Here is a 12,752-nt window from a genome sequence, read left to right as displayed (position 1 = left end):
CTCAGCGGGTATTCCATTCGTGCACGGTCAGGTCGGAGGCCCGCATCGTCACCAGCGGGTCGGTGGCGACGATGGCCTGCGCCTGCGCCAGGTTCTCCACGTTGCACAGCACATAGGCGCCGCCGCTGCCGTCGGCGAAACCGCCGGTCAGCTGCAGCCTGCCCTGCGCACGCAACGCGTCGAGGAAGTCCAGATGCGGCTGCACCGCTGCGGCGTTGAAGTCGGGCCGGCGCATGGCCAGCACCAGGTACACGGTAGCGGCCATCAGGACAGCGCCTGCCAGCGCGCACTCAGTTCGTCCAGGCGCAGGTCGGCTGCCGAACCCGGCGATACGCGCGCGGCCAGGCTGCCTTCCGGGGTACGTCCCTGCCCTGCACTGTCCGCACCGGCCGCAGCAGCCTTGTAGGCCTCGCGGAACGGCACGCCCGCCACCGCGGCTTCCACCGCAACGTCGGTGGCATACATGCCCGAATCGATCGCCGCGCGCAGCCTGTCATCGCGCCACTCCAGGTTGGCCAGCAGCGCCGGCAGCAGTTCCAGCGCGGCGAGGCCGCGCCCGAAGCCGTGGAAGATGGCGCCCTTGGACGACTGCAGGTCGCGGTGGTAGCCCGACGGCAGCGACAGCAGCTGCTCGATTTCGGTACGGGCAGCGGCGACGCTGGCATGGGTCGCCCGCATCAGCTCGATCACGTCCGGATTGCGCTTGTTGGGCATGATCGAACTGCCGGTGGTGTACTGCGCCGGCAACGCGACGAAACCGAATTCGGCGCTGGTGAACAGCGACAGGTCCCAGGCAATGCGGCGCAGGTCCAGGGTGGCACCGCCCAGCGCTTCCAGTGCAGCCAGTTCGAACTTTCCACGCGACAGCTGCGCGTAGATCGGCGAAATCTGCATGCGCGCAAAGCCGAGCGCGGCGGTGGTGTGCTCGCGATCCAGCGGCAGGTTCACGCCGTAACCGGCGGCGGTGCCAAGCGGATTGGCATCGACCAGTGCATGGGTATCGCGGGCACGCACGGCGTTGTCGATGAAGGCCTCGGCCCAACCGCCCCACCACATGCCGGCCGAGGACACCACGGCGCGCTGGATGTGGGTGTAACCGGGAATCGGCAGGTCCTTTTCCGCGTGTGCACGATCCAGCGCGACTTTGGCCACCTCGGCACTGAGCTGAGCGACGCGCTGCAGCTTCTCCTTCAGCCACAGGCGGGTGGCGACCAGGATCTGGTCGTTGCGGCTGCGTCCGGTGTGGATCTTGCGGCCAGCATCGCCAAGGCGCTCGGTCAACCGTGCCTCGATCGCCGAATGGCCATCTTCATACTGCGTATCCAGCACGAAACGGCCTTCGCGGAAGTCCTGCGCCAGCACGTCGAGCTCGCGCAGCAGGCCAGCCAGCTCATCGGCGCTGAGGATGCCGATGTGCTGCAGGCCCTGTGCGTGCGCGGCGCTGGCCGCGATGTCGTGCAGGAAGAACTCGCGGTCGAGGATGACGTCGTCACCGGCGAGGAAGGTCTGGATCTGGGCGTCGACGGCGACGCCGGGCTTCTGCCAAAGAAGGTCTGCCATGGGGGCTCCGGAAGGCGTGTTCAGTGCGGGATCGACGTCAGTTCGTCGATGCCCAGCGCGAGATTGAGGTTCTGCATGGCCTGGCTAGCCGCACCCTTGAGCAGGTTGTCCAGGGTCGCCACCACCACCACCCGCTTGCCGCCCGGGGCCAGGGTGAAGCCACCGACCTGGGCACCGTGGCGACCAGCGATGCGGCTGACCCACGGCGCCTCATCCACGACCTCGATCAGCGGTTCGCCAGCATAGGCCTGCTGGAAGCGCTCGACGATCTGATCGCGGGTCTGCACGCGGTTCAGCCACAGGTTGGCAGTCAGGGTGATGCCACGGAAATGCGGGGCCACGTGCGGCATGAACTCGACCGCCACGCCCATCTGCACCGACACCTCGCGCTCATGCACATGGTTGGTCAGTGCATATGGCATCAGGTTGTCGGCCAGCAGCTCGACATTGTTCTTGTCCGACGGCGTGGTGCCGGCACCGGAGTAACCGGACACACCGAAACACTGCGGCGGGCCGGCCAGCAGGTCCAGCAGCGGGTGGATAGCCAGCTGCATCGCGGTGGCATAGCAGCCCGGATTGCTGATGTGCTTCTGGCCGTTGTAGCGACCGCGGGTCAGCTCCGGGAGGCCGTAGTACCACGCATTGTCGAAGCGGTAGTCGGCCGACAGATCGACGATGACGGTGTCCGGCTTCGCCGCGTCCAGCGCGGCCACGAACGGTGCGGCCAGGCCGTTGGGCAGGGCCAGGATCACCGCGTCCACCCCCTTGGCGGCCACCGCGTCGGCATCCAGGTTCTCGTACTGCAGTTCGCCCCGGAACTCGGGATGATGGTCAGCCAGGCGCTGGCCCGCGCGTTCGCGCGAGGACACGAACGCCAGCTGCAGCTGCGGGTGCGCAGCCACCAGCTTGATCAGCTCGGCGCCGGTATGGCCACGGGCACCGACAATGCCCAGGGTGAAAGTCGAATCGTTCATGCGTGGCTGTCCAGGCGGTACTGCAGATGGCGTTTCACGCCCTGCCATTCCGCATCGATGATGGAGAAGATGACGGTGTCGCGCGGCGTACCATCGGCATGCCGCTTGTGGTTGCGCAGCACGCCATCCTGCTTGGCACCCAGGCGCGCGATCGCGGTACGCGAGGCAAAGTTGAACCAGCTGGTCTCGAATACCACGCTCAGGCATTCCAGCCGCTCGAACGCATGGCTCAGCAGCATCAGCTTGGTCTCGGTATTGACCCCGGTGCGCTGCGCAGACTCGCCATACCAGGTGTAACCGATGCTCAGGCGCGGCACGTCCGCTTGCAGATCGTAGTAGCGGGTGGTGCCGACAATCTGGTCGTTGGCATCGAACACCACGAACGGCAGCACCTTGCCTTCGGCCTGCGCCTGCAGCGCGGCCTGCACATAGCCGGTCATGGTCTTCGCATCGGGCACCTGGGTGTACCAGAGCCTGGACAGCGCCCCATCGCCGAGCGCGCCGCGCAGGCCATCGATATGCCCCATCTGCAGCGGCTCCAGCCGCGCATGGGTGCCCGCCAGGCTAGGGACCTTGGTCCAATCAGCATGGTTCATCGTGCTCAGCCCTCCAGGCTCGGTGCACGAACGCCGCAATGGTCGACATAGGTCCTGATACGGTCGATGCCATCAGCACCGTACCAGAACACCTTCCAATGGCCCTGCTTGTAGCAGCCATCGGATTCGGCGTAGTAGAAATGGTTGATCGGGTTGCCGTTGCGCGAACGCCAGAACAGCTGCGGCGTCTCCTCGCGCATCACGTTCCAGACCGCGCGACCCAGGCCTTCACCCTGTGCATCATCAAGCACCGCGAACTTGTCCAGGTACACGCCCTCGGCCTCGTCAGTAAGGATCACCGCCGTGCGGTAGTTCTCGCTGACGTAGGCGCGCAGCAGCGTGGTCTTCTGGAAGTAGTCCGGCACAAGGGTACGGCCGAAGCTCGATTCGATCAGCTGCTTCAGGCGCGGCAGGTCCAGCTGCTCCCACGCGGTGGCGCGCAGCACCTTCTCACCCTTGCGCACCAGCGTGCCCGAGCCCTTGTGAGTGAACAGCTCCTTGGCCAGGTCGGCCGGGCGGGTGATCGACACCGACGATTCCAGCGGCAGGCGGTCGAGCAGATCCTTGATCTGTTCGATCTTCACCTTCATGCCACCGTGGATCCACGGCTGCGCGATCAGATGGTCGTACTCGGTGGACAGGTTGATCGAATCGATCACGCTGCCCTGCTCGTCCAGCAGGCCGCCGGTGCCGGTCAGGAAGATGATCTTGTACGGCTGCAGCTCCTGCACCAGCTCGTTGGCAGCGAAATCGGCGTTGACGTTGAGGATCTGCCCGCCGGCGGTCTCACCCAGGCTGGTGATGACCGGAATCGAGCCAGCGCGCAGGCTGGCCTCGATCGGCGCCAGGTTGACCTTCTTCACCTCGCCAACCAGGCCGTAGGTGTCCACGTCCAGATACTCGGCTTCGAACACGCCACCGGTGATCGAGGTCGCACGCGCACCGTTCTGCTGCAGTGCTTCGACCAGACGCAGGTTGGACTGCTGGAACACCCGGCGCACGATCGCCAGCGCTTCCGGCGAGGTCACGCGCAGTCCGTTGACGGTCTGTTTCTCAATGCCGGCTGCGGACAGCTCGGCATCCAGCTGCGGGCCGGCGCCGTGCAGCACGATCGGGGTCAGGCCGACTTCCTGCAGGAACGACAGCGACGAGGTCAGCGCGTCAAGGTCGTCGCGCAGGACGGCACCGCCGACCTTGACCACGGCGAAGCGCTTGGCATCCAGCTGCGAGAAGCGCTTGAGGTACTGGCTGATCTCCTTCGCGCTGGCCATGCTGGAAAGCAGGCGCACGATGGTCTGGCGGGTCTGGCGGTGGGGCTGGAGGGCAGGAGACATTTCGGTTTCGTCACAGGCGGCGGTCGCCGCGTTGCAGTTCCACCGTGCCGGAGCACGGCGGCGTTGTGGGGTCGATCAGGCGCCGGCAGCAATGATGCGGTGCACGGCGTCGGTGTAGCGCTGCAGCTGGTCCAGCGTTACGAACTCATCGGCGGTATGGGCCTGGGCGATGTCACCCGGGCCGAACACCAGCGTGGTGTAGCCACCGGCCGAGAACAGCGAGGCTTCGGTCCAGAAGTCCACCGCGTTGCCGATCGGCAGCTCCAGTGCGTCGGCCACGTCGCGCGCCAACAGGCGGCGGTTCTCGGCTTCGGCGATGTCACCGGCCGGCAGGCTGGGACCACGGAAGGTTTCGGTGAACAGTGCCGCTTCCGGTTCGGCGAAACCGGCAAAGGTCGCCAGCAAGCCATCAATGTCCATCGACGGCAGCGGGCGGAAGCCGAACCGCACTTCGGCGGCCGGGGCAATCATGTTGGCCTTGATCCCGCCCTCGACGCGGCCGATGTTGAAACGCAGGCCGGTGAGGCCGCCGAAGCGCGCCGAGGCCAGCGATTCCACATGGTCCAGCGCACGGTTGCCCCAGCGCATGGCCTGATGCAGTGCGCTGGCGGCCGCATCCTGCTTGCCCGAGGCATGCCCGGCGCGACCGGCGAACTGCATCAGCACCGAGCTGATGCCCCGGTGCGCCAGTACGGCTTCGCTCATGGTCGGCTCGGCCACCAGCACTGCTTCATACGGAATGCCACGGGCCAGAAACGCGGCGATGCAGCGCGGATCGTTGGCTTCCTCGTCGCTGGAGAACAGGAATGCAGCGTCTCCGTCGCTGGCATTGGCCGCGGCCACCAGTGCGGCGGCGGCGCCCTTGATGTCACACACGCCGAGGCCGACCACGCGGTCGTCCAGGCGGCGCATCACGTGCGGGTCGGCACTCCAGTGCGGCGAGTCCGGCACGGTATCCAGGTGCACGTTGAACAGGTACTTCGGCGTACCGCGCACCGCATACAGGCTGACCGCACCGGCGCCATGGTCGATCACCTCGACGTTGAACCCGGGCAGGTTCGCACGCAGGTAATCGAAGATGCCACCGGTGGTGATCGCACGCGGCGGGTTGCGGGTGTCGAAGGACACCAGGGCCTGCAGATGCGAGATCGTCTGTTCAAGCATGAATCAAAGATCCTTCAGTACAACGTGTACCGGCTGGAGGAGAGCCCCCTTGATGCTCAAGGGGGCGCGCCAACGGCGCGGGGATTAGGTGGAATGCGCGGGAGACGCGCATGCAATTCAATCGCTCAGCGATTGACTTGCGCGTATAGCGTCGAGCTCATGCCGAACAGCTTGATGAAACCTTCGGCTTCCTCCACGCCCCAGTCGGCCGACTGCGCATAGGTGGCGCCCTTGGTGTTGAGCAGGTGCGGCGACTTCACCGCTACCGCATCGACGCGGCCACCACGGGTTTCCAGCACCACTTCGCCGTTGACCTTGGCCTGCGAGGACTTCAGGAAGGCTTCGATGTCGGTCTTCAGCGGGTCGTGGTAGAAGCCTTCGTACACCAGCTCCACCCATTTGCGCGCCACGTCCGGCTTGAAGCGGTTCTGCTGCTTGGTCAGCACCGCATCTTCCAGCGCGCGGTGTGCGGCCAGCAGCGAAACCAGGCCCGGGGCCTCGAACACGATGCGGCCCTTCAGGCCGATCACGGTGTCGCCGGTGTACACGCCACGGCCAACGCCGTACGGGGCGAACAGCTTGTTGAGCTGGGCCAGGATCTGGTCACCCGCCAGCGCCTTGCCGTTCAGTTCGACGGCTTCGCCCTCGACGAACTTCAGGGTCACGGTCAACGCCTGTTCCGGCCACTCGCTGCGCGGTGCGCACCAGCCACGGGCGCCCTCGCCCGGGGCTTCCCAACGGTCGATCTCGCCGCCGGACATGGTCAGGCCCAGCAGGTTCTCGTTGATGGTGTAAGCCTGCTGCTTGGCGCGCACGCCGAAGCCGCGCTCTTCCAGGTACTTCTGCTCGTAGGCGCGGGTCTGGGTGTGTTCCTTCTGGATCTCGCGGATCGGCGCGATGATCTGGTAGTCACCCAGGGCCTTCACGGCCAGGTCGAAACGGACCTGGTCGTTGCCCATGCCGGTGCAGCCGTGGGCGATGATGTTGGTGCCTAGTTCGGCGGCACGCTTCAGCGCGGCATCGACGATCAGGTAGCGGTCGGACACCAGCAGCGGGTACTGGCCCTGGTAGCCTTCGCCGGCCCACACGAACGGCTTGACGAAGCCTTCCCAGATGGCCGGGCCACCGTTGACGGTCTGGTGACTGGCCACGCCCAGCTCGGCGGCGCGCTTCTCGATGAAATCGCGCTCTTCATCATCCACGCCGCCGGTATCGGCGAACACGGTGTGCACGTTGTAGCCGCGCTCCTGCAGATACGGCACGCAGAAGCTGGTATCCAGGCCGCCGGAGAAGGCGAGAACGACGTCTTTGTTGCTCATGGGGGTAATGTCCAATCAGGTGGGTAGCGCCGGGCCATGCCCGGCGGATTGTTTCAATGCTTGGGAATCAGCGCCCGGCAACGGCCGCCATGATCGCCTTCTGCACGTGCAGTCGGTTCTCGGCTTCGTTGATGGCGATGCACTGCGGCGAATCCATCACCGCATCGGTGGCCTTGACGTTGCGGCGCAACGGCAGGCAGTGGCTGAACACACCGTTGTTGGTCAGCGCCATCTTCCGCTCGTCCACGATGAAGTGCTTGAACTGGTCGCGGATCGGCTTTTCCGGTTCCCAGTTGCCGAAGAACGGCAGCGCGCCCCAGCTCTTGGCGTAGACCACGTCGGCACCGGCGTAGGCGCTGTCGATGTCATGGCTGATCTTCAGAGAACCGCCGCTCTCGGCCACGTTCTGCTCGGCCCAGCCCATGTAGCGGTCGTCGAGGATGTAGTCGGCGGTCGGGCACAGCAGGGTCACGTCCATGCCCATGCGGGTGGCGATGGTCAGCGCCGAGTTCGCCACCGCGGTGTTCAGCGGCTTGGGGTGGTAGGTCCAGGTCAGCACGTACTTCTTGCCGCGCAGGTCCTGGGTACCGAAGTGCTCCTGCAGGGCCATCACGTGGGCCAGCTCCTGGCACGGGTGGGTGATGGTCTCCATGTTGATGACCGGCACCGGCGAATACTTTGCGAAGCTGTTGAGGACGATGTCCTGGCGGTCGTAGGCCCAGTCGATGAACTTGGGGAACGCACGCACGGCGATGATGTCGCAGTAACGGCCCAGCACCTTGGCCACTTCGGCGATGTGCTCTTCGGTATCACCGTCCATCACCGTGCCGAGGTTGAACTCGATCGGCCACGCATCCTTGCCCGGCTGCAGCACCACCGCGTGGGCGCCGAGCTGGAACGCGCCCAGTTCGAAGCTGGTGCGGGTGCGCATGGACGGGTTGAAGAACACCAGCGCGATCGACTTGCCCTTGAGCTGGTCGCCGAGCTTGTTGCGCTTGAACAGCGCGGCCTGGGTCAGCAGCGCGTCGAGATCGCTGCGGCTCCAGTCCTGGGTGTTCAGGAAGTGCTTGGGGGACATCATCTTTCCTTGCGTGGCGGCGCCGAAGGTCGACGCGGTGGAAGGGAAACCAGGAACCAAAGGTGGTACGAAAAGGTTGCAGTTGCAGCTTTCATGACGCGGAAACGAAAAAACCCAGCCGGTGGGCTGGGTTTTTTTCGGACGAACAGCAAAAAGCTCCGGTTACCCAGCGAGGATGTGGGGTTCCGGTCGACGCGCACGCGAGGTCATGCCCGACGCCTGTCGGGCTGCGCTGCTGTCGTGCTGGAAGTCGGTGAGCTTCATGGCCGGGCATCTTTGCATGCGGCCGGGACCGGCGCAAGGGGCGTGGGTCGCGGAATCAGGGATTGCTGGCAGTGTTCTGTTCGGGACCGACCCATGGGGTGATCGAGACCCGGACCTTGAGCCGGTTGCCGGGGTCTTCCGGCAGCCGCGAGCGGTACTTGGTGCCCTTGTAGACGTAGTCCACGTCATAGGCGATGGGCCGGCGGAATTCACGCCCGACCGGCACGATGCGGCAGTCACGGGTCAGCATCGGCCCGTTGTTGGCCGGCGCCGGGGCCGGCGCGGGCGTCTCGGCGGCGGTCTCCTCGGCCCCCTCTTCATCGCTGCGCTTGAACATCGAGCGCACCGAGTCCCAGAAGCGGCTGATCCGGCCCTTGTCCTCGACCGGCTCCTCACCGGTGACGTTGACCGGGGCCAGGGTGCGGGTCGAGATCGGCTCGCAATGCTCCTCGGTGCGGGTCGCGCGCAGGGTCTGGAACACCGGCTCGACGTTCAGTACCTGGGCGTAGTCGAATTTCACGTTCTCTACGATCACCACCCGGTTGCGGGGCTCGGCCTCCTGGGCCAGGACCACGGCAGGCAGCGCCGACAGGCAGGCCAGGGTCAGCAACGCGGTGGTTTTCATTGGCGAGGAGTGCAGGGACACGGCAATAGTGTAGGCAGTGGTGACCGCAAGGGGCTGAACATTACCCGTCCGCGCCGCTCCTGCCCACCCCACCATGGGTGGGCTTCAGGTCCACCGGTGGCAGCGCGTCGCCCCAAAGCGCCCCGACACGTTCTAAAATCACAGGCTTGTCCCCCAGACACAGCCCCATGACCCTGCGCCTGCACAACAACCTGACTCGCCAGCTCGAACCGTTCACCCCGCTCGACCCGGCCTGTCCGACCCTGTATGTGTGCGGCCCGACGGTCTACAACTACGTGCACATCGGCAACGCCCGTGGCCCGGTGGTGTTCGGGGTATTGGCCGACCTGCTGCGGCGGCGCTTCGGCGGCCTGCGCTACGCGCGCAACATCACCGACGTGGACGACAAGATCAACAACGCCGCGCGCGAACAGGGGGTGCCGATCAGCACCATCACCGACCGTTTCGCCGCCGCCTACCGTGAAGACATGGCCGCGCTGGGCGTGGCACCGCCGGACATCGAGCCGGAAGTGACCGCGCACATCCCGCAGATCATCACCATGATCGGGCAGCTGATCGCCAGCGGCCACGCTTACCCGGCCGAGGGCCACGTGCTGTTCGCGGTCAGCAGCTTCGAGGGCTATGGCAAGCTCTCGCGCCGCGATCCGGAGGAAATGCTGGCCGGTGCCCGCGTCGATGTTGCCCCGTACAAGCGCGACCCGGGTGATTTCGTGCTGTGGAAGCCGTCCAGCGACGACCTGCCCGGCTGGGAATCGCCGTGGGGCCGTGGCCGTCCGGGCTGGCACATCGAATGCTCGGCAATGGCCGCCGCTCATCTGGGCGAGACCATCGACATCCATGCCGGTGGCGTCGACCTGCAGTTCCCGCACCACGAGAACGAACTGGCGCAGAGCGAATGCGCGCACGGAGGCAGGATCTTCGCCCGCTTCTGGCTGCACAACGGCATGCTCAACTTCGGCGGCGCCAAGATGAGCAAGTCGCTGGGCAACATCGAGCGCGTGCATGACCTGGTACGCCAGCACCCGCCGGAAGCACTGCGCCTGGCGCTGCTGTCGGCCCATTACCGGCAGCCGCTGGACTGGTCCGACGCGCTGATCGAGCAGTCGGTGCGCACCCTGGACCGCCTGTATGGCACCCTGCGCGAGCTGGCCGCGATCGAGGCGACCACGCTGATCCCGGCTTCGATCGAGGCCACGCTGGACGACGATCTGAACACCCCGCAGGCGCTGGCCGAAGTGGCCCGCATCGCTGCCGACGCGCGTCGCGCAACTGACCCTGCCGAGCAAGCGCGCCTGAAGGGCGAACTGCTCGGCGCCGGCCTGGCGCTGGGCCTGCTGCAGGCCGACCCGGCGCAGTGGTTCGGCACCGCCGCCGGCGATGATGGCGACGACGCCCGCATCCAGGGCCTGATCGACGCGCGCGCCGCCGCCAAGCAGGCGCGCGACTTCGCCCGTTCCGATGCCATCCGCGACCAGCTGGCCACCGAAGGCATCGTGCTGGAAGACACCCCGCAGGGCGTGCGCTGGTCGCGCAAGCGCGGCTGACCTGTGCCCTGCCCCGTGGCCGGTGCGCCGGCCACGCCCCCACTGTAGAGACCGCTGTGACCGACTCCCCGTTCCCGCTTGAACCCACCGCCGCCGAGGCCCAGGCCGCCATCGCCGAGGAATTCGGCTTCTTCGGTGACTGGTCCGAGCGCTACCAGTACCTGATCGACCTCGGCCGCAAGCTGCCGGTGTTTCCGGAAGAATGGAAAACCGAAGAGCACCGCCTGCTCGGCTGCCAGTCGATGGTCTGGATCGTGCCGGAAGGCAACACGCAGTCGCTGCGCTTCCACGCCATCAGTGATTCGGCCATCGTCTCCGGCCTGATCTTCCTGGCACTGCGCGTGTACTCCGGGCGCTCGGCGCAGGAGATCCTCGACACCGAGCCCAGCTACATCCAGGACATCGGCCTGGCCCGCCATCTGTCGCCCACCCGCAGCAACGGCGTGGCGGCGATGCTGGCCTTCATCCGCGAGACCGCGCAGGCCCAGCTGCAGCGCGAGCCCTCGTGAGCGAGCCTGCCACAGCCGAAGACACCGCCCTGGGCCTGCTGTCCCGACCCGGCTTCGCCAGGCTGCTGGCCTACCGCATCTTCGCAATGCTGTCCTACCAGGTGGTCGCGGTCACCGTCGGCTGGCATATCTACGAAGTCACCCGCAATCCATTCTCGCTGGGCCTGATCGGCCTGGCCGAGGTGTTGCCGTTCTTCTGCGTGGCGCCGTTCGCCGGCTACCTGGTCGACCACCTGCCGCGCCGCCGGCTGGGCATGGTCGCCTGTTCCGGGCTGATTGCCACCGCGCTGGTGCTGACCAGCGTGGCGATGGGATGGCTGCCGGTTGACGGTGTGTGGCCGATCTACGCCGCCATTGCGCTGACCGGCATGGTGCGTGCCTTCCTGTCGCCGATCTACAACGCCCTGTTCGCCCGCGTACTGGCCCGTGACCAGTTCGCCCGTGGCGCCGGCCTAGGTGCGGTGGTGTTCCAGGCGGGCATGATCGCCGGCCCGGCACTGGGTGGCGTACTGGTCGGCTTCGCTGGCAAGGGCCTGTCCTATGCGGTGGCCACCGTGTTCGCGGCAGTCGCGATGGGCTGCCTGGCCACGCTGAAGGTGGAAGAGCCCGTGCATTCCGGCCCGGCTGCGCCGATCTTCAAGAGCATCGCCGAAGGTGCACGCTTCGTGGTCGGCAACCGGATCATGGTCGGGGCGATGGCGCTGGACATGTTCTCGGTGCTGCTGGGTGGCGTGGTGGCGATGCTGCCGGCGTTCCTGCACGAGATCCTGCACCACGGTCCGGAAGGCCTTGGCATCCTGCGCGCGATGCCGGCGCTGGGTTCTGTGTGTGTCGGCCTGTGGCTGGCGCGCCACCCGCTGCACCGCAATGCCGGCCGCGTCCTGCTGTTCGCGGTGGCCGGCTTCGGCCTGTGCGTGATCAGCTTCGGGCTGTCGCAGCACTTCTGGCTGTCGGCGCTGATCCTGTTGTTCTACGGGGCCTTCGACGGCGTCTCGGTGGTGATTCGATCGACCATCCTGCAGCTGGCCACGCCGGAAGAGATGCGCGGACGGGTGTCGTCGATCAACGGCATTTTCATCAGTTCCTCCAACGAGCTCGGCGCGTTCTATGCCGGCACGATGGCCAAACTGCTGGGGCTGGTACCGGCGGTAGTGCTGGGCGGCTTCGCGGTGCTGAGTGTGGCCGGGATCACGGCGTGGAAGAACCCGACGCTGCGGAAATTGAATCTTCGCGACCTGCAATAAGTGGATTTCCGCGCGCCCACGCGCCCGTAGCGCCGGGCCATGCCCGGCGGGCTCTTTCCGCGACCGCGGTGGGGTGTCACTTTTCTTTTCGCGCGAAAAGAAAAGTAACCAAAAGAAACGCGCCGCCATCCGCGAGCCGGCGCTGCGCGCCGGTGCCCTGTGCTCCTCGGCGAATCAGGGGACGGCGCGGAACTCGCTTCGCTCAGACACCCGCGCCTCTTCGCCCCTGATTCCCCTGCGGTGCTTGGCGCGCTACAAGGCGGACCCAACAGCCGCGAGCGCACGCATGACCGCTTCTGGTAGAGCCAAGCCATGCTTGGCTGCTTTTGCTTTTGCTTTTGCTTTTGCTCTTCCTTTCCCTCCGGCTTCGGCCAGAGCCGGGCATGGGCTCGGCTTTACAGCAACCGCGCACGCAGGAAACCGTCGAGAGCCTGCGGGTGGGTCCGGGCAGGACCGTCCGCGGCATGGATGCCGCGGCCGAGCTTACAGGGATGTACTTGCAGCGTGTCCTGCCCGGACC

The 12,752-nt window shown here is 66.3% G+C and carries 12 protein-coding genes; 3 read left to right on the top strand and 9 right to left on the bottom strand.

Annotated elements, in window-relative coordinates; translation table 11 throughout:
• Window position 1: 1 nt before the first annotated feature.
• The 9 genes from DI041_RS19430 to DI041_RS19390 all read right to left on the bottom strand — a co-directional run bounded on the left by DI041_RS19430 (window position 2) and on the right by DI041_RS19390 (window position 8,914).
• Complete coding sequence (locus DI041_RS19430) at window positions 2–265, bottom strand: YciI family protein (RefSeq protein WP_046986145.1); 264 nt, start codon at window positions 263–265, stop codon at window positions 2–4.
• Window positions 265–1,560: an argininosuccinate lyase gene (gene argH / locus DI041_RS19425; RefSeq protein WP_046986146.1), complete on the bottom strand. Its 1,296-nt coding sequence runs from the start codon at window positions 1,558–1,560 to the stop codon at window positions 265–267. Before argH ends, DI041_RS19430 begins: the two co-directional genes overlap by 1 nt.
• A gap of 20 nt (window positions 1,561–1,580) precedes the next feature.
• Entirely contained in the window at window positions 1,581–2,534 is a 954-nt protein-coding gene (argC, locus tag DI041_RS19420) for an N-acetyl-gamma-glutamyl-phosphate reductase (RefSeq protein ID WP_046986147.1), read from the bottom strand.
• Window positions 2,531–3,130 carry a GNAT family N-acetyltransferase gene (locus DI041_RS19415; RefSeq protein ID WP_046986148.1) on the bottom strand — a complete coding sequence of 200 codons (600 nt, stop codon included), beginning with the start codon at window positions 3,128–3,130 and terminating at the stop codon, window positions 2,531–2,533. The genes argC and DI041_RS19415 overlap by 4 nt, the downstream gene beginning before the upstream one ends.
• Before the next feature lie 5 nt (window positions 3,131–3,135).
• A complete protein-coding gene (locus DI041_RS19410) occupies window positions 3,136–4,464 on the bottom strand; it encodes an acetylglutamate kinase (protein ID WP_046986149.1) in 1,329 nt (442 codons plus the stop codon).
• 75 nt (window positions 4,465–4,539) lie between these two features.
• Window positions 4,540–5,628: an acetylornithine deacetylase gene (locus DI041_RS19405; RefSeq protein ID WP_046986150.1), complete on the bottom strand. Its 1,089-nt coding sequence runs from the start codon at window positions 5,626–5,628 to the stop codon at window positions 4,540–4,542.
• Window positions 5,629–5,753: 125 nt separating this feature from the next.
• Window positions 5,754–6,947 (bottom strand): argininosuccinate synthase, encoded by a 1,194-nt coding sequence (locus tag DI041_RS19400; protein ID WP_046986151.1) that lies wholly within the window; start codon window positions 6,945–6,947, stop codon window positions 5,754–5,756.
• Between the two features lie 67 nt (window positions 6,948–7,014).
• Entirely contained in the window at window positions 7,015–8,025 is a 1,011-nt protein-coding gene (locus tag DI041_RS19395) for an N-acetylornithine carbamoyltransferase (RefSeq protein WP_005410369.1), read from the bottom strand.
• A gap of 319 nt (window positions 8,026–8,344) precedes the next feature.
• Window positions 8,345–8,914, bottom strand: a complete 570-nt coding sequence (locus tag DI041_RS19390; protein ID WP_046986152.1) for a glycine zipper 2TM domain-containing protein — start codon at window positions 8,912–8,914, stop codon at window positions 8,345–8,347.
• A 188-nt stretch (window positions 8,915–9,102) separates the two neighbouring features.
• On the opposite strand from DI041_RS19390, the gene cysS reads away from it, so the two are divergent.
• From cysS to DI041_RS19375, 3 genes are read left to right on the top strand one after another with little or no spacing between them, the layout of a single operon-like run.
• Window positions 9,103–10,479 carry a cysteine--tRNA ligase gene (cysS, locus tag DI041_RS19385; RefSeq protein WP_136639739.1) on the top strand — a complete coding sequence of 459 codons (1,377 nt, stop codon included), beginning with the start codon at window positions 9,103–9,105 and terminating at the stop codon, window positions 10,477–10,479.
• Between the two features lie 56 nt (window positions 10,480–10,535).
• Window positions 10,536–10,988, top strand: coding sequence for a SufE family protein (locus DI041_RS19380; RefSeq protein ID WP_006378633.1), 453 nt, complete (start codon window positions 10,536–10,538; stop codon window positions 10,986–10,988).
• Window positions 10,985–12,232: an MFS transporter gene (locus tag DI041_RS19375; RefSeq protein ID WP_046986154.1), complete on the top strand. Its 1,248-nt coding sequence runs from the start codon at window positions 10,985–10,987 to the stop codon at window positions 12,230–12,232. Before DI041_RS19380 ends, DI041_RS19375 begins: the two co-directional genes overlap by 4 nt.
• Window positions 12,233–12,752: the final 520 nt, after the last annotated feature.

The organism is Stenotrophomonas maltophilia (assembly GCF_004920835.1).
In the GTDB taxonomy this organism is placed as follows: domain Bacteria; phylum Pseudomonadota; class Gammaproteobacteria; order Xanthomonadales; family Xanthomonadaceae; genus Stenotrophomonas; species Stenotrophomonas maltophilia_AQ.
The sequence above is the reverse complement of the archived record's forward strand: the minus strand, read 5'-3'. Positions and strand labels throughout refer to the sequence as shown.

What these genes read in the sequence shown, in the direction of transcription:
- DI041_RS19430 (WP_046986145.1), bottom strand. Translation starts at nt 265, where the DNA reads ATGGCCGCTACCGTGTACCTGGTGCTGGCCATGCGCCGGCCCGACTTC.
- argH (WP_046986146.1), bottom strand. Translation starts at nt 1,560, where the DNA reads ATGGCAGACCTTCTTTGGCAGAAGCCCGGCGTCGCCGTCGACGCCCAG.
- argC (WP_046986147.1), bottom strand. Translation starts at nt 2,534, where the DNA reads ATGAACGATTCGACTTTCACCCTGGGCATTGTCGGTGCCCGTGGCCAT.
- DI041_RS19415 (WP_046986148.1), bottom strand. Translation starts at nt 3,130, where the DNA reads ATGAACCATGCTGATTGGACCAAGGTCCCTAGCCTGGCGGGCACCCAT.
- DI041_RS19410 (WP_046986149.1), bottom strand. Translation starts at nt 4,464, where the DNA reads ATGTCTCCTGCCCTCCAGCCCCACCGCCAGACCCGCCAGACCATCGTG.
- DI041_RS19405 (WP_046986150.1), bottom strand. Translation starts at nt 5,628, where the DNA reads ATGCTTGAACAGACGATCTCGCATCTGCAGGCCCTGGTGTCCTTCGAC.
- DI041_RS19400 (WP_046986151.1), bottom strand. Translation starts at nt 6,947, where the DNA reads ATGAGCAACAAAGACGTCGTTCTCGCCTTCTCCGGCGGCCTGGATACC.
- DI041_RS19395 (WP_005410369.1), bottom strand. Translation starts at nt 8,025, where the DNA reads ATGTCCCCCAAGCACTTCCTGAACACCCAGGACTGGAGCCGCAGCGAT.
- DI041_RS19390 (WP_046986152.1), bottom strand. Translation starts at nt 8,914, where the DNA reads ATGAAAACCACCGCGTTGCTGACCCTGGCCTGCCTGTCGGCGCTGCCT.
- cysS (WP_136639739.1), top strand. Translation starts at nt 9,103, where the DNA reads ATGACCCTGCGCCTGCACAACAACCTGACTCGCCAGCTCGAACCGTTC.